The sequence below is a fragment of the Janthinobacterium kochi genome, from assembly GCF_051380715.1.
GTDB lineage: Bacteria > Pseudomonadota > Gammaproteobacteria > Burkholderiales > Burkholderiaceae_D > Janthinobacterium.
The window spans coordinates 866285-884482 of record NZ_JBNYXO010000001.1 but is presented as its reverse complement, the minus strand read 5'-3'; the positions used below and the strand labels follow the sequence as shown (position 1 = coordinate 884482).

The window sequence follows — 18198 nt, the reverse complement described above, 5'->3', positions numbered from 1 at the left end:
GCTATGTCTGGCGTCTTGCTGGGCGGAGTTGAACCGGAAACGGAAATCGAGGCCCGAGAGCATGCTTTGTACTTGGCAATCCGCTGGATTGACCAGAATTGGTTTAAGGGCGTTCCACACTAACGATGGCTTCATGGGCGCACCTCCGCAACTGGCCGGCGAACGACCACGACAGGCATTGCGCCCACCGTGCCACGAAAATGCGGCGTGGCAATCTGGCCAGGCTGTTCGGGCTCAGCGCCGATCAGCGCCGCGCGCGAGGCTTCTTTCAGCACGTAGCGAATGCCCGCCAGGCGCACATTTCCCTGGATGAAGCGTGAAAAAATCATGCGCAAGCGGTGCTCCATGCCCGCTTCTTCGATATCAAAGCCAGCACGCTCGCAGATTTGGTAGAAGGTGCCCGGCCCGGCCAGCATCGCCTGCAGCAATACATACGAGCGGGAGCCCTGTTTAGGGAGCGTGACGCCAGAACGGCGGCGCTTCGTCTTATTTACGCCAAAAGTCGGGCGCGCGCGATTGTCAGCTTGGCCAGTCACAATGCCACCTCAGCCAGCACCGAATCGCGCCACTTCACTTGCTGGATGGGCGTGCCGCTGGAATGCGCCTTGCCGGTGTCCGCCACGAAAGCGTGAGCACGCCCCTTTTCCGTCGGCACCCAGTGCCCGGCGATGTTCTCTTGCAGGCCAGCTTGCACCAGCAGCTGGTTGAAGGCCTTGGCGCTCTTGACAAAGCGGCTGCCCAGCTCGGTCGGCGTGTAGTAAATCTCCTGGCTGGGCGTGGCCAAGTGCGTGCGTTCCATCAGCTGCAGCATGTTGACGCCGGTCAGCGCGGCGGTGCCCTGGTTCGCGCTGATGGCAGCGGCATTCTTGTCGAGGCCGATCAGGCGCGCGATGCCGAAGATGGCGCGAAATTCCTTGGCGGGCGAGATTGCGCTGGGCTTCGGCGCGGCCGGCGCTTGGCCGGTGGCCACCGCGTCGAAGGTGCGGATGACTTCCAGGTGGAATTTCGGGCTGATCCACATGGCGTAGGCGTACACCAGCTCCTTGCAAACGTAGGTGCCGCCATTGCGGCCCTGGCTGGTGATGGTTGGCAAACTCTGCGCCGGCGCAGAGTTTAATTCCGCTTCCAGCTCCTGTATTTCCGGGCGACGGAAGAAGAATGCGGGCTGGTGGCGACTTTCCGCACCAGCAGCCTTGTGCAGGTCGTTAAGGCAAAAGCGGCCTTCTTTATCGACCGCGATCAGCGTATTCGCTATCGTGATGCCTTTGTGTTGTACAATTTCGGTCATAAATTCTTTCGCGAATTTTTGTTGTTTCAAGGAAGCCCGCCTGCCAGCGGGCTTTTTTCATTTCTGGCCTTGCATATCCTGCAGCATTGCTTCGTAGTGCTGGCGCGTCCGGACATGGCAGGGGTCGACCGGCAATTCGCGCTCGACGTGCTCTTGCTGCTGGGCGCCCTGCTCGGCCTGCGCCGGCGCGCCGCCTCCCGGCTGCATGGTTGTCCAGGTCAAGCCGCCACCTCGGCGCGCGCGATGCGCTTGAGCTCGCTGATCGACACGTCGAACACCTCGTGCATGCGGATCAACAGCGACGCGCCGACGGGCAGGCGGCCGTGGCGAATCTTGGAAATCACAGGCGGCGCCACTTCCAGCGCGCGGGCCAGGGCGGCGTCGTTCTTTGGGCCTTTGGCCAGCAGCGTGTCGAGCAGCTCGTTGTTGCCAGCAGCGTTGTCCAGCGAGCGATACGGCGTAATTGCAGTTGTTTGCGTCATGTCATATTCCTAATTGATGGTGATTAAAGTGGCTGTTTCCGGTCATGCGATGCTGTAGCTGTCGGGTGAGGATCCGTTATGGAGGCTCACGCTGCGGCACCTCGTATTTCTTCGCCACCCTGTCGGTGGCATCGCGCCATTTCTGGCGCGCTTCCTTGTGCGCGGCCTTCGCCGCGCTCTCGCCCTCCCCGTCCTTGGCACCCTGCAGGTCTTTCTCGGCCTGGCGGTAGATCATCGAACGCTGGAAGACCAGCTCCCTTTCCTCGGCGGTGACCTCGGCTTGTTTATTCAATAGCTGCCTCCATGCCGTTAAACCCGCATCCGCACGACGCGCGGGACGACGCCGAAGCACGGGCGCGGCGCCGGCGAAATCTGGGCCCTGTTATTTATTGATTTGGGCCTAGCTCCGCTCGAAAACGGCGGCGTATCATTCCGTTTCGGCCTGGCGTCCAGGTGATTGCGGATGATTACGATCGTGCATTCGTTCAGCACATCGCTGACGGTCTTGCGCATCGCTGTGCATGCGGCTTGCAAGGCATCCTTGTTGTCGTCCGTGATGTAGCCCTTGACGAGTGCGGTACGTTTTTGCTTCTGTTTCATGGTTTTCTCCTGGTGGTCGGTGGTACAGGGTTTGGGTACAGCGAAATTGCAGGGTGATAGGCGCGCGTTACGGCGGCTGCTCACCCTCCAGTTGTTCAAGGCATTCATCGAACGGCACGCCTGGCGGCAACTGGTGCGGTTCGACAATGGGGATGCGCACGAAGTCATCCGCCGGGCGCGGCGGAGAAATGGGGATCAGGCGGATCATGGAATTGCCCTTGCGTCGATGCCGACAGCAGCGCGGTCTGGCACGGTGTCGAGAATGCAGTTCGTTGTGGGCGGCTGGCGGCCGGCGTGGCCTGGCGGTGGAACGGAATCGGTGGCGCGGCGAGGTGTGGACGCAGCAGCCAAGTCAGGCCAAATCTTGTGCCAGTCGTCAGGGCGCAGATCTTTGCGGGAAACCTCCCCTGCGGTTGCCGTTTCGATAGCGAGGCAGTATTCGATGGGCACGCTGCGCAAGCGCCAATTGCCGAGCCGTGCGGAGCTGACGTCGATCTCCTTGGCCAAGGCTGAAAGGCCGCCGCACAACTGGATTGCTTTATCTAGTGGATTCATGAAGATCATATTACACGACTTGTGTATTTCGATCAAACATTTTGTGTAACACACTCTGTGAATGTTTAGCTATTCTTTGATGATGAACAAAAAGGCAAACAATATTCCTTGGGAGCGCATTGAAGCGCGACTGGTGGAACTCCAAAAAGACCAGCAATGGCTGCGCGAAACGCTGGGCATTGCGCCCGCTGTATTGACGAACTGGAAATCACGGGGAGCGCCTGTTGGCAAAGCTGTGCCGGTGGCACGCGCCTTGGGTCTGACCACAGATCAGCTCTTGGGCCTCGACAGCTCATCCCATATTGCCGACGGCAGTCCCGTAACCGATGATGAAAGCATGGCACCTTCCACGGTCGCCATTCGCATGGTGCCAGAGCATGTGCGCGCCGGAATTACGGGCTTCGGAGCAGATCACATATTCGAGGACGGCGGCCACTTCCATATCCCGCGCCTTTGGCTGGAAGAGCGAGACTTGGCACCAGGCGCATTGCTGGCAATCAAAGTTAGGGGCGACAGCATGCGACCGCTGATGTTTGAGGGGGACGTAGTTGTCGTGAACGTCACTGACAAGAATCGGGTGAACGGCAGCGTATTTGCGCTGAATTTCAAGGGAGAGCCGGTCGTGAAGCGCCTCAAATATGAGCGCCGCGAGTGGTATCTAACATCTGAAAATCCAGACTTCCCGCAAGAGCCTTGTCGCCCCGGTGATTGTGACGTCATCGGTCGCGTCGTGCGCTTTGAGGCGCGCAATTTCAAGGATCGGCTATAAATGAAGGTCTTGATATTCGTCCTCGGCGCAATGCTTGCGCCGGTGGCCCACGCTGAGACTTGGCAATGCACGAACGCAGCATCTGGTCGCGTCTACACCGTCAGCCAGGCCGTGCCGGCCGACGCCTGCAAGCTGGTCAGCAGTACGAAAAATCCGCACTTCACAGGCCCAGCGGTCAGTGAGCAGCCGGTTCCTGTATCCATGCGTAGGCCGCAGTCCTGCAACAAGATGGCAGCCCAAGAAGTCCAGTTAGGCATCCGAGAATTCGCAAAGTGGCACATCGAGGGCGATCACCTTGCCGTGCATTGGGTCTACGCAATCGAGAAGCAGCCCGAGGCGAAGCGCCTGCAGATGGTCACGACCTACGCAAATATGGATGCGTGCCTTGGTGGCGCCGCACGGGAGATCATGTTCTACCGCAAGGGCAAGCTGATGGGGATTGCTTCGCCAAGCGCGGGCGTGCAATTACTAAAACTAAAATAAAACCATTTACTTTGCACTTTCTTAGTCAAGATAAAATAACATGACCTCGAACACAGGAGCAGTTGGCCACGGAAAAGCATCTACTAGTGCCTATCCAGATGACGCACATCTTTCCACCTTTACGCAAAACATCCGGATATTTGCATCTTTAATAGAGATGGCGAATAGCGAATTTTCCAAAGATGAGCCGGATACTAATCGCCTGTCGATCTATCTCGCGGACATTAAATCGCTTCAGGCTGAACTAGTAGCGCAGCGCGATCGGGCAATCGCAGCAAATGGGCAAGACGATCCAAACGTTATCGCCCTTTCTACAGTGATGCAGGGCGATATGGTTGCGCTAAACACCAGAGCGATGTTGCGTGTCGCCCAGATTGAGACTGGCATGGCCGCCGCAAAAGAAAAATATGATGCCAATATGGCAGCACTTGATGACGATCTAGTAAAAATATTGGTACAAAATAGTGATGTGATCAAGGTTGACAATAAGCCCATACAGGATAATGATGCAATTATGAGCGCAACAACTGACAAAGATTATATAGATGCACGTCTTAAAGCTATGTCGGACAGTCTCGATCATCGGCTGGAAACGGCTGCGGCAAAGTCGGATGGCCGGCTCGAGGTCATCGAAACGAGATTGGATGGAAGGCTTGCATCGATTGAGCACATGCTTGTGGCGAAATTTGCCGCACTAGATGCCAATGTCCATAAAACCAACGCCGACACCATCAAATGGACTGTCGGTCTTTTCATCACAATCGGCTTGCTTGGTCTTGCGCTCATGACCTTCCTGATCAATAATTCCGGTAAATTCTCTGCAGTTCAACCGCCGCCCGCGACGTCTACCGCTCAATCTGGTGCAACGGCGCCAGCCGCGACTGCCGCGCCTCAAGTTGTGCCGGCGACACCCGCAGCGAAGCAATAGCTGAAGCCCGCCGCGTGCGGGCTTTTTTACGCCTGTCACCGCAACTATTGGTTAGATTTACTATTGCTAATTTTACATATAATTGGTGTGCGAAACGGCACGCCCCTATGCCGCACCAGGAATAAAAATGAAAGCAATATTGGTTGCAGCACTGGCAGTCTCCCTCTCCATATCCATTCCAGCCTTCGCACGCGGCGGGCACTCGACGAGCCATGCAAGCCCATCTGGTCACAGCGCCAAAGCTGCAACTGGAACGGGGGCAAAATCATCTCACGAACATGTCGGCGGTTATACAAAGAAAGATGGCACAGTCGTCAAAGGACATGACCGCTCGACCAAGGATGACACCAAAGACAATAACTGGTCCACCAAGGGCAATATAAATCCTGAGACTGGCAAGGCCGGGACGAAATGAAATCTCTTTTCCTTTGCTGCGCCTTGGCCGCCTCCGTCGCATTGAGCGGCTGCGGCGGTGGGGGCATTGACGACAGCGACACCGTTACCTGCAAAGATGGATGGATTTCCCATTCAAAAGATAAGCAAGGTGCATGCTCCTCTCATGGCGGCGTGCGCTAACTTTCTGTCGAATTTGTTTTAAGAAAGCCCGCCGTGCGCGGGCTCTTTAATGCCCTCGCATTCCCAATAACTTACAAATTGGCAATACTCAATGCATAATGCATTTATGCAACTTTGCGCCGCCATTATTGAGATCAAGCAAATCCAGCTGGCCGTGGTCCAGGTCGAGCCAGAGCATACCTGGCCGTCTACTGGCCCGGCCGCGCTGGCGCATGCGCAACTGTTCTTCCCCGCCCTCCCTATCTTGCTCCTGGCACCGCGCGTCGGCAGCTTCTCCCGAAGCTACGCCACGTTCGATGTCGCGCCTCTGATCAGCCAGATCAACGCTAACGAAATCAAATGGCAGGCTTACCGGCGCCCACCGCCGCCCGAACTGCCCTTTTAAGCATCCACACCAGCCTCGACGATTCGAGGCTTTTTTTCGTCCGTCAAATCCTATCGTCATCCGACACAAAAAATAATTACACAAACTGTTTGCTGTGAATACACAATATGTGTAATACTTCGTCCATCGAAAGCAAACACAGGAGTACGACATGTCCCCAGCAGAGCTCGCAGCACTCGAAGCGGTCCTCATCTCCCACGGCGAAGTGATCCCGGCAATCGCCATCCCAGCGCGCGGCTAATCGCCATGAGCGCCCGCGACCACCATGCAGCCGAGCTGCGCGAAGAAATGATCACCGCTCTGGCAGCCGAGAAAACCTCGGCAGCACGCACCGTAGTGCTGACCGGCGGCACCGGCGCCAGCGGGATCGCCAACCTGCTGCTCGAACGGCTGGCAGCGCCTGGCGCCATGAATGTGCTGGCGCGCACCGCCTTGGCATGCGATGCGGCCACCGCTGGCAACGCGTTCCGGGAATTTGTCGCTGGCACGATTTATTCGGATGCGCTGGCGGCAGCCACCAAAGAAGTCGATGGTGCCGCGCAGCTGGCGCGTGACGATCCGGCGAACTGCCAGGCCAGGACCCGCGCACAAGCCGCTGTGCTGGAGAAATTGCAGATTTAGCGGTCGCCCGTGCCGCTGTTCAAGGCAGAACAGGACTCATAAACATAGATGGATTTCTACCCATGCTCACTATCTCGATTGACTACCTGCGTTCCGAAATCGAATACGCCCCGGAAACCGGACTGCTGACCTGGAAGAAAACCTCCAAGAACAAAGTTCGGCAGCGCGGCTCGCCGTGCGGGCGACTCGACAGGGATGGTTATCGCATTTTGAGCATTGACAACCACTCCCATTTGGCGCACCGCCTGGCATGGGCGATTCATTTTGGCGAGTTCCCAACGCTGAGCATGGATCACATAAATGGTGTGAGAGACGACAACCGAATTGTGAATCTTCGTCTGGCAACTCATGCACAGAACATTGCAAACACAACCGTCAAGGCGGCATCTGGCCTCAAAGGCGTGACGGAGCGCCGCAATGGCAGTTGGCAGGCCCAAATCAAGATCGGCGGCGTCAATCACTACCTTGGCTGCCACAAGACACGTGAACTGGCTGCTCAGGCTTACGAGATTGCGGCAAAAGCAGCATTCGGTGAGTTTCGATTTAGCAATCGTCCCTCCCCAGTAACGGGTTCTCTGCAGTAAGCGGTCGTCGGGTGCTGCAACCATCCGGCTAGTCCTGGTCAGGCAAAAGAACCGACCCAGTGGGATCTGAAATGCCCCGATTGATCTTCGTGAGGATCAGGCGCCCGGGGAAGCCCGGCGCCACAACTAACCTTGAAGGAAATACAGCATGTCGAATTTCAAAAAAGACCAGAAAGTGAATGTGAAGGGCACGAAGACCGAGCCGCTGCCGCGTCCGGGCAAGTTCGTGCAGACGCATCCAGGTGCGCGCGGTGACTTCCTCGAAGTGCTGTTGGACGGTTCGACGCAAAGCCAGCGCTTCCGCCCTTCGCAGGTGTCGGCCGCCTGATTTACCGCTGCGGCCTGTCGCCCAGGCCGTCGCCCCTGCCCTGCGCCAGGCGAGCGCAGGAACCACATGGCTGCTGATTGCCGAGGAACCTAGACCACACAGGTAAAGCTGGTGCAAGCGGGTGGGCGGATCGGAGGGGTAGTCGGCAGCCATGTGGTGAATGCGCAGGCTGATGCGCGAGCGGAGATTATCCCGGGCGCTTGTTTGAGCTGACGTATCGAGAACTGGAATATGCCGGAGGAAATCAGCGCCGGCCGCCACACGCGCTTCCTGGCGTACGCAGGATTGAATACCCCGTTAGCTCAGTGGAGAGCGCCGAGGAAACTAACTCGGAGGATGGCTTAGCGGCCGGGTTCGACTCCCAGCGGGGCACCAAAGAACAACGAATTTCAACAGGGAGAGCGCGATGCGCCGAGTAATGCTTAAAAAGTTCGATAAGTCGGCTGGAAAGTTTGGAGCCTACGTCGATGACGTTGCCGCAACATTCCACCAGTTTGGCGCGACCTATCAGGAATTTGAGTCTGGCCCCGGCAACTACACGGTCGGAATTATCGAACTTGCCGACGGCACTGTGCAGGAATTCGCTCTGAACATGTTCCGTTTTCTTGATCCAATCGGCGCAGGCAAAGCATGATCGCCGCCCGCAACGTCACCGCCGGCCGCCAGTCCCGCCTGGCCGTTTCTGCCGCCCTCGCCTTTGCCCACCAGGATGCAGGCGTCGAATCAGCGCTGAACAGCGGCTGCCTGGATGCGACCGACCATATCCCGGCCGGTGCGTGCTACGGCGCCGAGGCCTCGACCAAGCGCAACGGTATCCGCGTGCTGCTGACTGGCCGTGAAGGGAGTGCATCGTGAGCTACGTCATCACCACCTGCACCGCCGCCGGCAGCCAGCACACCTACGCCGGCACCGGCAGCCCTGACGCCACCCTCGCCGCGCTGCCGGAAGACGAGCCGATGAGCATCACCGTGCTGGTGTCGCCATGATCACCCTCTTCCACCGCCTGCTGGCCGCCCACCGCCACTACCAGGCGCAACACCAGCACCGCATGAACAAGATGCGCCTGGCCGGCGTGCGCCGCGAACTGGCCGGCCTCGAAGAAATGCGCAAGGAATTGATCACTGCACAGATCGAAGCGCTGATCGACCTGGACGCATCCGCCGCGCGCGTGCAGCGCCTGGGCCGCGCCCACCGGGAGGCGCAGTGGACGTCGTCAGCCAAGCCGTGATTGACGTGGCCAGCCAGGCCCTGCGCAACTGGCATGCCGGCCACGCCATCGTCTACGCCGTCCGCCTGGCGCTGTTGAAGGAAAAAATCATAAAACTCACAAGGAAAAAGTCATGAACGCAGTTACGCAAGAAAGCCGCACCGCCATGCAAACAACGCAGTACGAACAAGGCGACCTGCCCGTGGTGGCCACAAGCAGCGCCTCGCTGATTCTGGACAGCGCAAGTATGGACAGCATGATGCGCTTGGCCGACATCATGGCCAAAGGCCGCGCCACTATCCCGGAGCACTTGCGCGGTAGCCCGTCCGACTGCGCCGCCGTCATCATGCAGGCCATCCAGTGGCGCATGAATCCCTTTGCAGTGGCGCAGAAAACGCACTTGGTCAACGGCGCGCTGGGCTACGAAGCGCAGCTGGTAAATGCCGTGATCCAGTCGAGCGGTGTCACGCGGGACCGCTTCAACTACGAATGGTATGGCCCTTGGGAAAAGATCATCGGCAAATCCAAGGTCTGCACCGCGCCGGCGAAGGGCACGAAGGGCGCTGCTGACTACAAGAAAGAATATCAGTTCCGCGTGCCGGACTACGACCTCAAGGACGAGGATGGCCTGGGCGTGCGCATCTGGGCGACGTTACGCGGTGAGGCTGAACCACGCGTGCTCGAACTGCTGCTGGTGCAGGCCAGCGTGCGTAATTCCCCGCTGTGGGCGACGGACCCGAAACAGCAGTTGGCGTACCTGGCGATGAAGCGCTGGACCCGCCTTTACTCCCCCGACGTGATCCTGGGCGTGTACACGCCGGACGAGTTGGACGAAGGCAGCCGCGAGGCCCGCGACATCACGCCGGCTGCGGCGGCTACGGATGACCGCACCATAGACCAGCTTCCGGAATGCACTGACGAGCTGTTCAAGCAAAAAGCGCCGGAATGGCGCAAGACCATCCTGGACAAGAAGAAAACGCCGGCGCAGCTGATCGCAATGCTCAGCACCCGCGCCACGTTCACCGAAGCGCAAAAAAATACCATCGACAGCTGGGCGCACGAAAACGACTAATCGCCACATCCAACAATAAAATCATCGAGGACACATCATGCAACGCGAAAACACTCTCACCCGCGAAATCCACAATCTGCTCCAGGGCAGCGACGACTGGCACGCTTTCCGCTTCGACCACCATGGCGCCAGCGAGGCAGCCGCGATGCTGGGTCTGTCGAAAAAAGTCACTCGCAGCGAACTGGTGCGCATGAAGGCCACAGGCCTCGCCAAGGAGTTCAGCGACTGGGTGCAGGAAAATATCCTGGACTACGGCCACGAGGTCGAAGCGCTGGCACGCCCTTTCGCCGAACGCATCATCGGCGACGACCTCTACCCCGCCACCCTGTCTCTGGGCCGCGAAAGCGCCTCTTGCGATGGCCTGAACATGGCCGAGACCATCGGCTTCGAGCACAAGCAATGGAATGCAGAGCTGGCGGCATCAGTTCGCGCCGACGTGCTGCCAGAAGAGCATCAGCCGCAGGTCCAGCAGCAACTGCTGGTGACCGGCGCCGAGAAGTGGCTGTTCATGGCATCCGACGGCACTGAAAACAACATGGTCTGGATGTGGGTGTATCCGGACACCGCCTGGTTCGCGCGTATCGTCGCCGGCTGGGAGCAGTTCGATATCGACGTCGCCAATTACACGCAGGTGGACATTGCCGAGAAGCCAGCGGCCGAGCCTATCGCCGCCCTGCCCGCCCTGGTCGTCCAGACCGAAGGCAAGGTCGTCAGCAGCAACCTGGTGGCGTACAAGGCCGCCGCCGAAAAGTTCATCGCCAAGATCAACACCAAGCTGGAAACCGACGAAGACTTCGCCAATGCCGAAAACACCGTGAAATACTGCGGCGAGGCGGAAGATAAGCTCGAGCTGGCCAAGGCTGCCGCCCTGGCACAGACCGCTACCATTGACGAGGTGATGCGCACGGTCGACCACATCAAGGCGCAGTTCCGCGCCAAGCGCCTTGAGCTGGAAAAGCTGGTAAAGACCCGCAAGGAACAGATCAAGGAAACCATCCTGAACGAAGGCCGGCACGCATTTACCGCCCACATTGCCGCGCTCGAAACCGAAATCACGCCGCTGCGCCTGCAGCAGCCCCAGCCGGATTTTGCAGGCGCCATGAAAAACAAGCGCACCTTGGGCAGCCTGCGCGATGCCGTCAGCACCACGCTGGCCAATGCCAAGATCGCCGCCAACACACAAGCCGCCGACTACCGCGCCAAGCAGGCCTGGTGCCGCGAACACGCCGCTACCTATGGTTTCCTGTTTATGGACATGGCCAACATCATCGGCAAGCCCATGGAAGACTTCCAGCTCGTCATCACCACCCGCATCGCAGACCACAAGCGCGCAGAGGAAGCGAAGGCCGAAGCCGAGCGGGCACGGATCCGGGAAGAGGAGCGCGTCAAGGCAGAAAAGGCAGCCGCCGAAACGATCCGCCTGGCCCAAGTCGAATCTGACCGCCTCGCGGCAGACGCGGCGCAGGCCGAGCGCGAACGCGCGGAAGCCGACACGCAGCGTCAGCTGGCGGAGCAAGCATCGCAGATCGCTGCCGAGCGCGCCGCCGCACCCGGCGCGCAGGTTGCCGCGCCCGCGCCGACCTCCCCTATCGGCCTCCGCCGCGCGCCGTCGGCCGCTGCACCAGTGCGGGCCCCGAGCCGCTCAGCGCCAGCACCTGACCTGCTCGACGACGCCGCCGATGACCTCTACCCATCCGACAGCGACATCCTCGATGTGCTGCTCGACCAGTTCGGCCTGACGCCGGCCGAGGCCATCGACCGCCTGGCCAAGTTCGACTTTGCCGCCGCGCGCGCCAGCCTGGTCGCCGAAGCCGCATAACCACCGCCCCACCCATTACTAGGAGAACATTGTGAGCACCATCCCTCAAATCGTCATGTGCCAGGTCGAGTCCAGCCAGTTTGCAGCCATCGGCCACGTGCCAGAACTGAACGTGCTGGCCATCCAGTTCCACCCGAAGAAGTCGACCGGCCAGAGCGACATTTACCACTATCAGAATTTCAGCGCCGATCTGTTCGCTGAATTCCTGGGCGCTGAGTCGCAAGGCAAGTTTTTCATCCATCGCATCAAGAAGTTCGCCGACCAGTTTCCGTATTCGAAGATCGATCAGGCGGCGTTCAACCACACGGCGCCGCAGCCGGCCGTTAAACCGGCCAGCTTGGCCGAAGCCGCGCCGGTCAAGCTGAGCAAGGAACTGTTGGCTGGCCTGCTGACGGGCCGCGAATACGGCAAGGAAATGATGAAGGAAGAGGAAATACAGGCCAAGGCCGCCGGCCTGATCGTGATCTTTGGCGCCAGCGACGACCTGATGGAGTTCCGTGGCTTCGTGGATGACGAGCGCGGCGCGCCGACCATCGCACTGCTCGACGCCAAGGGGTTGCTGCCATTCCGCGAGGATATCCAGCACGACGACGATGCACTCAAGGATTATTTCGCCCGGGCGCCGCAGGTGCGCGCCGTGGATGCCCTGTGGGCCAAGGAAGACGGCTACAGCTGGACTTACCGCACCGACGTGCCGCACGCCACGTTCGAAATCGTGGAAGGCGGCGAGCCGTATTGCCGCGGCATCGTAATCGACGTGGCTGACCTGGGCGGTGCAGCATGACCACCCGCGCCGAACGCCAGGCACAGGCGACTGCAAAGCTCCAGGCTGCTTGCGACAAGTTCAACGCCGCGCACCAAGTCGGCGCCGCCGTCAGCGTCGAGCTGGATGGCGGCGAATTCCGCGAGACAATCACCGTCAGCGAGGCGCAGGTGCTCAGCGGCCACACCGCAGTCATCTGGCTGGATGGCATCAGCGGCTGCTATGACCTGGAACGCGTGACGGCTTTGAAGGCGGCAAAAGCATGAGCGCCGCCAGTACCGAAGAACGTTTCCTGCGCGACGTATCCAAGCACGAGATGACCGTGATCCGCGATGACGGCGTGCACCGCCACATCCGGTTCAAGCAGCCGGACAGCAGCAACATGTTCTTCGACCTGATCACCTGGCCGGGCTACCTGTGCTACTGCGGCGACATGGGCACCTACGTTTTCCAGCGCACGCAGGACATGTTTGGCTTCTTCCGCAAGAACGGACGTCTGGACGGCATCGATCACCGCTATTGGGCCGAGAAGATCGAGGCAGCCGACCGCACCGGCGCGACAAGGCACAGTCACGATGAGTTCATACGCCAGATAAATGACTGGGTGGACCAGCAAGCAGAAGGCGACAAGCCGGGCGACGACGAGCCTGAGCAGCTTGCGCTGTGGGCTGAAGCCTACGCCGAGCTGCGCGCCGAGGTCGAGTCGGAGGTGCTGAGCGCGGACAGCAACGAGGTGCGATGCTTCGACGCCGCGAACGACTTCCAGCACGCCGGCGATGCGTGGCAGGCATTCCATGGCCCGGATGCAAAGTTCGAGTTCAGCGATTTTTGGGAGGTCGATACGAAGGAATACACGCCCCGCTTCCTCTGGTGCTGTTACGCGTTGGCCTGGGGCATTGAGCAATACGACGCGGCCAAGCGGTTGCCGGCCGAGGCGGTGCCGGCATGAGCGAAGAGCAGAACTTCGGCACCCGCCGGGTCAGTATGTGCCTCTCGGTTCGTGGTGCGCTGCGGCGCCTGGCCGAGTCGCGGGCCAAGCGGTCGGAATTTACCGACGATGGCAAGCCGCTTTCACGCCTGCAGGCCATCGAATTGCTCCAGGACGAGTTGTCCAAAGGGCGCGAAACCATCCCGCTGGGCGAGAACTGCGCCAACCCATGCCGTCATGCCAGCAAAGGATGCAAAGGGTTTGACTATGGCAAAGACGGCGGCTGCCCCGGTTATTGGATTGATCCGGGAGTACCGCCATGACGAAACAGACCTACTTCCTCGTACACGACGAGGCACGGCGCCGGGCGGTTGAATTTGCCAAGACCGCACCGCCCGGCTGGATGGTCGTGTTTTCCGAGCCGAAGAAAAAGCGGGCCCAGGAAGAGAAGTATCACGCAATGATCGGCGAGATCGCCAAGCAGGTGGAGCACATTGGGCGAAAGTGGGACGCCGACGACATGAAGCGGTTGCTGGTGGACGAGTTTGCCGACGAAATGCGCCTGGCCGGCACGCCGCTGCACCACGACGGGCGCGTGACGCCCAGCTTCGACGGCCGCCGCATTGTGCAGTTGGGTGTCCAGACCAGCGACTTCTACGTGAAGGAAGCCGCGCAGTTTATTGAGTTCCTCTACGCCTTTGGCGCCGCGCGCGGTGTCGTTTTCTCAGAATAAGGAAATGCCATGTTTTTCAAGAATTTGCAGGGCTACCGCCTGCCGCAAAACTGGCCGATGACGGCCGACGCCCTCGCCGATGCGCTGGAGCCACAGAAATTCACCGATGCCACCAGCATGGATATGGTCAGCCAAGGCTGGGCCTCTCCGCGTGGCGCCGACCAGCCGCTGGTGCACGCCGTCGGCGGCCAGCTCCTGCTGCAGCTGAAAACCGAAAAGAAGCTGCTGCCGTCCAGCGTCATCAACCAGTTCACGAAAACCCGGGCGGCGGAAATGGAAGAAGCTCAAGGCTTCCCGCCCGGCAAAAAGGCCATGAAGGAACTGAAAGAGCGCGTCACCGACGAGCTGCTGCCGCGTGCGTTCCCGCTGGCCAGTACCACTGACGTGTGGATCGACCCGATCCACGGCTGGCTGGTGGTGGACGCGGCCAGCCCGGCCAAGGCCGACGAAGTCGTCAAGCTGCTGCTCAAGTCCGTCGACAAGCTGCCACTGGAAAGCCTGCGCGTGCAGCGCTCGCCGGTGGGCGCTATGACGGAATGGCTGCAAGCGGACGAATCACCGGCAGGCTTTACGGTCGACCAGGACGCCATCATGCGCGCCACAGGCGAAAGCAAGGCCCAAGTGGCGTACAAGCGCCACACGCTGGAAGCGGACGATATCCGCCGCCACATCGCCGCCGGCAAGCAGTGCACGCGCCTGGCCATGACCTGGGGCGACAAGATTTCTTTCGTGCTGGACGAGAGCCTGGCCATTAAGAGCGTCAAGGCACTGGACATCATCAAGGAAAGCGCCACGCGCAACGACGACGAGCGCCTCGACAGCGATTTCGCGCTGATGTCGGGCGAACTGGCCAAGATGCTGGCCGATCTGGTTGAGGCGCTGGGTGGTGAGGCCGAGGTAGATTCGCGGCCGCTGGGCCCTGCCGTTGACGCGGCGCCGGCCAAAGGTCACGAGCCAGTGCACGAACAGCGCGTGGTGCTGGAATTGAACGGCCAAGCGCCCGGCACCGTGCCGCCCGGCGACGGCAGCGCGACCGATCCGCTGTACGACCAGGCCGTCGAGGTGGTGCGCACAAACCAGCGCGCATCGATCTCGCTGGTGCAGCGCCACCTGCGGATCGGCTACAACCGAGCGGCCCGGCTGATCGAAGCGATGGCAGCCGCCGGCGTGGTCAAGGGCACGCAGGGCATCTACACGGTGGCGGCCGTGGCGGGAGCAGCAGCATGAGCGCTGTGCGCACCCCTGGCCTGCTTTTCGTTGCCGAAACAGGCCAAGATGACGGCTGCAGCCCGGAAACCGTGATCCGTGGGATGGACGGCCGTGCCGGCGTAGCGGTGGCCATCGACTTTGGCGCAAACAATCCCGGTATGCGCGAGGCCAACGCGCAGCGCCTGGTCGCTTGCTGGAATGCGCTCGATGGCCTGTCCGACGATCATCTTGCTGGCGGCTGGAACGTGCGTGGCATGAGCTCCTACGCCAAGGACCTGGAAGAAAAGCTTGCCGCAGCACGGGTGCTGCTGGCCGAAGCGGTGAAGCCGCACGACGACCATCTGGCCGCCCTTAAGGCCGCCGGCGAGCAGCCAGTCATCAATCCGCTTTCCGTCCGGATCAACAACTTCCTCAATGGCGGCGCCACATGATCAACCGCCTCTACACGGTCAGCGCCACCCTGACGGCCGTCATTATGGCCACCAGCGAACGCGAGGCTGAAATCTGCTTTAAGTCGAGCTTTGGCGAGATCAAGGACCAGCCCATCGATGCGGTGGCAGATCAGGAAATCCGGACCGAGGCCGACCTTCCTGACGACTGGACCGTCGATTGCCTGCCGTATGGCCCACGCGACAACGCGCTGACCATCGGCGAATTCCTGGACGTGCTGCCGCCGCTGGTGGTGCGCGATACCAAAACCGTCGATATGTTTGCGGCACTGGGCGAGAAAGCGACTGCAGCATGAGCGCAATGATCCTGCGCAGCGTGGCGGAAACGCTGCCGCGCTTCGCCTATCGATTCGCTAACGAGGTCGCACTGCACGAGGGCATGGCGCAGGTGCTCGCCGAAGCCGGAATCGAATTCCAGCGCGAGGTGGTGGCCGGGCCGAAGGACCGCTTCGACTTCCTTGTCGCGCCAGGCATCGTCATCGAGGCCAAGATTAAGGGCTCGCTGTCGCAGGCGCTGACGCAAATCGCCCGGTATGCCGCCCGGTCCGACGTTACAGCGGTGGTGCTTGTAACAACCAGGTTCTGGGGCAATGCGGGCGCCAAGGTCGACCAACTGCACGGCAAGCCAGTGCGCATTATCAAACTGACAGGAGCATCGTTTTGACTTCGACATACGGAACCATCAACTACACCGAGCGCTTCTGGCTGATCCAGGGCGAGCCGTTCGTGCGGGCGCGACTCAAGCGCGTATTCCCGCGCGTGCCGCAGCACGCCGCCAAGCATATCTGCATTTCGGTGACGCCCGAGAATACGCGCGAGCTGGCCTGGTTTATCGACCGGTACCCGATGGACGTCGACCGCCGCGACATCATGGATCGGCTGGCAAATCAGCACCGGGATAGCGAGACACGCCTGGCGGATCTGATGGCCGGACATGTGACGCCCTTCGAGATTAAGCTCGCCAAGCCAGCGCGCGAGTATCAGGCTTTCGCGGCGCAGATGCTTGAACTGAAAGGCGGCTTCTTGCTGGCCGACGACCTGGGCCTGGGTAAAACGGTCTCAGCGATCTGCGGCATGGTGCGGGCCGAGAACCTGCCCGTGGTGGTGGTCTGCCCGGCGCACCTGCCGCGCCAGTGGCGCGCCATGATCAAGGAATTCGCGCCCGACCTGATCGTGCACATTCTCAAGAAGGGCTCGCCATACGACCTGATGCCGCGCACGCGCTCGAAGCAGATTGAACTGATTCCGCCACGCCTGCCGGACGTGATCATCACCTCGTATCACAAACTGCGCGGCTGGGCCGAAACGTTGCATGGCGTGGCGAAATACGTGGTCTATGACGAATGCCAGGCGCTGCGCAGCCCTGGCACAGCAATCTACCAGGCAGCCGCACACCTTGGCGCCGGCGCGGCGCGGCGCATGGGCCTGAGCGCAACACCGATCTACAACTATGGCCACGAGTTCTATCACGTGCTGAACGTAGTGGCGCCCGAGGCGCTGGGCGAGTACGACGAATTCGTGCGCGAGTGGTGCTCGACTGAAGTGGACGGCAAAGCCAGGCTGGCCAACGCCAAGGAATTCGGCGCCTACCTGCGCCGCGAGGGCATCATGCTGCGCCGCACGCGCGCCGACGTCGGCCGAGAGCTGCCCGACCTGTCGAAGATAGTGCACGAAATCGACGCCGACGAGAAAGCGCTCGACGCCCTGCACAGCGATGCGATTTCGCTGGCCAAGATCGTCTTGCGCCATAACGAGCAGTTCCGCGGTGAAAAGATGCAGGCCGCCGGCGAGTTCGACGCGCTGATGCGCCAGGCCACTGGAATCGCCAAGGCGCCGTACGTCGCTGAATTCGTCAAGCTGCTGCTCGACAGTGGCGAGCCAATCGTGCTGTTTGGCTGGCACCGTGCGGTCTACAGCATCTGGATGGAAGCGCTGGCCAGCTTCAACCCTGTCTTGTACACGGGCAGCGAGTCAGCAAATCAAAAGGACGAGGCAGTCAACGCGTTCCTGACCGGCAAAGCCCAGGTGCTGATCATGTCGCTGCGCTCCGGTGCCGGCGTCGACGGCCTGCAGGGCTACTGCAACACCGTGGTGTTCGGTGAGTTGGACTGGTCGCCTGGCGTGCATGAGCAATGTATCGGGCGCGTGCACCGGGATGGCCAGGATGCGCCCTGCTCTGCCTACTTCCTCGTGTCGGACAGCGGCGCCGACCCGATCATGGCCGAAGTGCTGGGCGTGAAGCGGGAGCAGATCGAATCGGTGCGCAATCCGGACTCGGCCCTTGCCGAACGGATCAACACCGGCGAGAACAACATTCAGCGGCTGGCGCGGGAATTTTTGGCAAGGCGCGGCGAGGCGTTGACGCCAGTGGACACGGTGACCGCACTTCCAGGCGATCCAGGAGCTGCGCCATGAACGA

At 60.6% G+C, this 18198-nt stretch carries 34 protein-coding genes and 1 pseudogene; 27 read left to right on the top strand and 8 right to left on the bottom strand.

Annotated features, from left to right (window positions below):
• Positions 1 to 131: 131 nt before the first annotated feature.
• The 8 genes from ACQ4WL_RS04190 to ACQ4WL_RS04155 all read right to left on the bottom strand — a co-directional run bounded on the left by ACQ4WL_RS04190 (position 132) and on the right by ACQ4WL_RS04155 (position 2925).
• On the bottom strand, positions 132 to 536 hold the full coding sequence (locus tag ACQ4WL_RS04190; protein ID WP_436508275.1) for a hypothetical protein: 405 nt from the start codon (positions 534 to 536) through the stop codon (positions 132 to 134).
• Positions 533 to 1288, bottom strand: a complete 756-nt coding sequence (locus tag ACQ4WL_RS04185; RefSeq protein ID WP_436508273.1) for a KilA-N domain-containing protein — start codon at positions 1286 to 1288, stop codon at positions 533 to 535. The genes ACQ4WL_RS04190 and ACQ4WL_RS04185 overlap by 4 nt, the downstream gene beginning before the upstream one ends.
• 57 nt (positions 1289 to 1345) lie before the next feature.
• Positions 1346 to 1510 (bottom strand): hypothetical protein, encoded by a 165-nt coding sequence (locus ACQ4WL_RS04180; RefSeq protein WP_436508271.1) that lies wholly within the window; start codon positions 1508 to 1510, stop codon positions 1346 to 1348.
• Positions 1507 to 1770, bottom strand: coding sequence for a helix-turn-helix domain-containing protein (locus tag ACQ4WL_RS04175; RefSeq protein ID WP_436508269.1), 264 nt, complete (start codon positions 1768 to 1770; stop codon positions 1507 to 1509). The genes ACQ4WL_RS04180 and ACQ4WL_RS04175 overlap by 4 nt, the downstream gene beginning before the upstream one ends.
• Positions 1771 to 1846: 76 nt before the next feature.
• Positions 1847 to 2062, bottom strand: coding sequence for a hypothetical protein (locus tag ACQ4WL_RS04170; protein ID WP_436508267.1), 216 nt, complete (start codon positions 2060 to 2062; stop codon positions 1847 to 1849).
• A gap of 17 nt (positions 2063 to 2079) precedes the next feature.
• On the bottom strand, positions 2080 to 2370 hold the full coding sequence (locus ACQ4WL_RS04165; RefSeq protein WP_436508265.1) for a hypothetical protein: 291 nt from the start codon (positions 2368 to 2370) through the stop codon (positions 2080 to 2082).
• Between the two features lie 67 nt (positions 2371 to 2437).
• Positions 2438 to 2578 (bottom strand): hypothetical protein, encoded by a 141-nt coding sequence (locus ACQ4WL_RS04160; protein WP_436508263.1) that lies wholly within the window; start codon positions 2576 to 2578, stop codon positions 2438 to 2440.
• Complete coding sequence (locus ACQ4WL_RS04155; RefSeq protein ID WP_436508261.1) at positions 2575 to 2925, bottom strand: transcriptional regulator; 351 nt, start codon at positions 2923 to 2925, stop codon at positions 2575 to 2577. The genes ACQ4WL_RS04160 and ACQ4WL_RS04155 overlap by 4 nt, the downstream gene beginning before the upstream one ends.
• A 79-nt stretch (positions 2926 to 3004) precedes the next feature.
• Here ACQ4WL_RS04155 and ACQ4WL_RS04150 point away from each other — a divergent pair, with 79 nt between their 5' ends.
• From ACQ4WL_RS04150 to ACQ4WL_RS04025, 27 genes and pseudogenes are all read left to right on the top strand, one after another.
• Positions 3005 to 3694, top strand: coding sequence for a S24 family peptidase (locus ACQ4WL_RS04150; protein WP_165829470.1), 690 nt, complete (start codon positions 3005 to 3007; stop codon positions 3692 to 3694).
• A complete protein-coding gene (locus ACQ4WL_RS04145) occupies positions 3695 to 4177 on the top strand; it encodes a hypothetical protein (RefSeq protein WP_436508259.1) in 483 nt (160 codons plus the stop codon). It begins immediately after the preceding gene.
• A gap of 40 nt (positions 4178 to 4217) precedes the next feature.
• Positions 4218 to 5105 carry a hypothetical protein gene (locus tag ACQ4WL_RS04140; protein WP_436508257.1) on the top strand — a complete coding sequence of 296 codons (888 nt, stop codon included), beginning with the start codon at positions 4218 to 4220 and terminating at the stop codon, positions 5103 to 5105.
• Between the two features lie 127 nt (positions 5106 to 5232).
• On the top strand, positions 5233 to 5520 hold the full coding sequence (locus ACQ4WL_RS04135; protein WP_436508255.1) for a hypothetical protein: 288 nt from the start codon (positions 5233 to 5235) through the stop codon (positions 5518 to 5520).
• A complete protein-coding gene (locus tag ACQ4WL_RS27615) occupies positions 5517 to 5681 on the top strand; it encodes a DUF3761 domain-containing protein (protein WP_495542726.1) in 165 nt (54 codons plus the stop codon). Before ACQ4WL_RS04135 ends, ACQ4WL_RS27615 begins: the two co-directional genes overlap by 4 nt.
• A gap of 91 nt (positions 5682 to 5772) precedes the next feature.
• Positions 5773 to 6066: a hypothetical protein gene (locus tag ACQ4WL_RS04130; protein WP_436508253.1), complete on the top strand. Its 294-nt coding sequence runs from the start codon at positions 5773 to 5775 to the stop codon at positions 6064 to 6066.
• A 246-nt stretch (positions 6067 to 6312) separates the two neighbouring features.
• The gene (locus ACQ4WL_RS04125) at positions 6313 to 6687 is read left to right on the top strand and encodes a hypothetical protein (protein WP_436508251.1); all 375 of its coding nucleotides are present in this window, start codon (positions 6313 to 6315) and stop codon (positions 6685 to 6687) included.
• Positions 6688 to 6749: 62 nt separating this feature from the next.
• A complete protein-coding gene (locus ACQ4WL_RS04120; protein ID WP_436508249.1) occupies positions 6750 to 7271 on the top strand; it encodes an HNH endonuclease in 522 nt (173 codons plus the stop codon).
• Positions 7272 to 7419: 148 nt separating this feature from the next.
• A complete protein-coding gene (locus tag ACQ4WL_RS04115) occupies positions 7420 to 7599 on the top strand; it encodes a hypothetical protein (RefSeq protein WP_099376056.1) in 180 nt (59 codons plus the stop codon).
• 406 nt (positions 7600 to 8005) lie between these two features.
• Positions 8006 to 8233, top strand: a complete 228-nt coding sequence (locus ACQ4WL_RS04110; protein WP_436508247.1) for a hypothetical protein — start codon at positions 8006 to 8008, stop codon at positions 8231 to 8233.
• The gene (locus ACQ4WL_RS04105; RefSeq protein WP_436508245.1) at positions 8230 to 8454 is read left to right on the top strand and encodes a hypothetical protein; all 225 of its coding nucleotides are present in this window, start codon (positions 8230 to 8232) and stop codon (positions 8452 to 8454) included. Before ACQ4WL_RS04110 ends, ACQ4WL_RS04105 begins: the two co-directional genes overlap by 4 nt.
• Positions 8451 to 8585 carry a hypothetical protein gene (locus tag ACQ4WL_RS04100; RefSeq protein ID WP_254926668.1) on the top strand — a complete coding sequence of 45 codons (135 nt, stop codon included), beginning with the start codon at positions 8451 to 8453 and terminating at the stop codon, positions 8583 to 8585. The genes ACQ4WL_RS04105 and ACQ4WL_RS04100 overlap by 4 nt, the downstream gene beginning before the upstream one ends.
• A complete protein-coding gene (locus tag ACQ4WL_RS04095) occupies positions 8582 to 8827 on the top strand; it encodes a hypothetical protein (RefSeq protein WP_436508243.1) in 246 nt (81 codons plus the stop codon). Before ACQ4WL_RS04100 ends, ACQ4WL_RS04095 begins: the two co-directional genes overlap by 4 nt.
• Positions 8803 to 8943, top strand: a complete 141-nt coding sequence (locus ACQ4WL_RS04090; protein WP_436508241.1) for a hypothetical protein — start codon at positions 8803 to 8805, stop codon at positions 8941 to 8943. Before ACQ4WL_RS04095 ends, ACQ4WL_RS04090 begins: the two co-directional genes overlap by 25 nt.
• Complete coding sequence (locus ACQ4WL_RS04085) at positions 8940 to 9878, top strand: RecT family recombinase (protein WP_436508240.1); 939 nt, start codon at positions 8940 to 8942, stop codon at positions 9876 to 9878. Before ACQ4WL_RS04090 ends, ACQ4WL_RS04085 begins: the two co-directional genes overlap by 4 nt.
• Positions 9879 to 9915: 37 nt before the next feature.
• A complete protein-coding gene (locus ACQ4WL_RS04080) occupies positions 9916 to 11697 on the top strand; it encodes a YqaJ viral recombinase family protein (protein WP_436508239.1) in 1782 nt (593 codons plus the stop codon).
• Positions 11698 to 11728: 31 nt separating this feature from the next.
• Positions 11729 to 12481, top strand: coding sequence for a KTSC domain-containing protein (locus ACQ4WL_RS04075; protein WP_436508237.1), 753 nt, complete (start codon positions 11729 to 11731; stop codon positions 12479 to 12481).
• Positions 12478 to 12726 carry a hypothetical protein gene (locus ACQ4WL_RS04070; protein WP_436508236.1) on the top strand — a complete coding sequence of 83 codons (249 nt, stop codon included), beginning with the start codon at positions 12478 to 12480 and terminating at the stop codon, positions 12724 to 12726. The genes ACQ4WL_RS04075 and ACQ4WL_RS04070 overlap by 4 nt, the downstream gene beginning before the upstream one ends.
• Positions 12723 to 13409, top strand: a complete 687-nt coding sequence (locus ACQ4WL_RS04065; RefSeq protein ID WP_436508234.1) for a hypothetical protein — start codon at positions 12723 to 12725, stop codon at positions 13407 to 13409. Before ACQ4WL_RS04070 ends, ACQ4WL_RS04065 begins: the two co-directional genes overlap by 4 nt.
• The gene (locus tag ACQ4WL_RS04060; RefSeq protein ID WP_436508233.1) at positions 13406 to 13711 is read left to right on the top strand and encodes a hypothetical protein; all 306 of its coding nucleotides are present in this window, start codon (positions 13406 to 13408) and stop codon (positions 13709 to 13711) included. Before ACQ4WL_RS04065 ends, ACQ4WL_RS04060 begins: the two co-directional genes overlap by 4 nt.
• Positions 13708 to 14121, top strand: a complete 414-nt coding sequence (locus ACQ4WL_RS04055) for a recombination protein NinB (RefSeq protein ID WP_099376061.1) — start codon at positions 13708 to 13710, stop codon at positions 14119 to 14121. Before ACQ4WL_RS04060 ends, ACQ4WL_RS04055 begins: the two co-directional genes overlap by 4 nt.
• A gap of 9 nt (positions 14122 to 14130) precedes the next feature.
• Positions 14131 to 15018: pseudogene (locus ACQ4WL_RS04050) on the top strand (recombination-associated protein RdgC); the annotation flags it as partial.
• Positions 15019 to 15078: 60 nt separating this feature from the next.
• Entirely contained in the window at positions 15079 to 15348 is a 270-nt protein-coding gene (locus tag ACQ4WL_RS04045) for a DNA translocase FtsK (RefSeq protein WP_436508356.1), read from the top strand.
• Positions 15345 to 15761, top strand: coding sequence for a hypothetical protein (locus ACQ4WL_RS04040; RefSeq protein WP_436508231.1), 417 nt, complete (start codon positions 15345 to 15347; stop codon positions 15759 to 15761). Before ACQ4WL_RS04045 ends, ACQ4WL_RS04040 begins: the two co-directional genes overlap by 4 nt.
• Positions 15758 to 16075 (top strand): hypothetical protein, encoded by a 318-nt coding sequence (locus ACQ4WL_RS04035; RefSeq protein WP_436508229.1) that lies wholly within the window; start codon positions 15758 to 15760, stop codon positions 16073 to 16075. Before ACQ4WL_RS04040 ends, ACQ4WL_RS04035 begins: the two co-directional genes overlap by 4 nt.
• Positions 16072 to 16443: a hypothetical protein gene (locus tag ACQ4WL_RS04030; protein ID WP_436508228.1), complete on the top strand. Its 372-nt coding sequence runs from the start codon at positions 16072 to 16074 to the stop codon at positions 16441 to 16443. Before ACQ4WL_RS04035 ends, ACQ4WL_RS04030 begins: the two co-directional genes overlap by 4 nt.
• Entirely contained in the window at positions 16440 to 18194 is a 1755-nt protein-coding gene (locus tag ACQ4WL_RS04025) for a DEAD/DEAH box helicase (protein ID WP_436508227.1), read from the top strand. The genes ACQ4WL_RS04030 and ACQ4WL_RS04025 overlap by 4 nt, the downstream gene beginning before the upstream one ends.
• Positions 18195 to 18198: the final 4 nt, after the last annotated feature.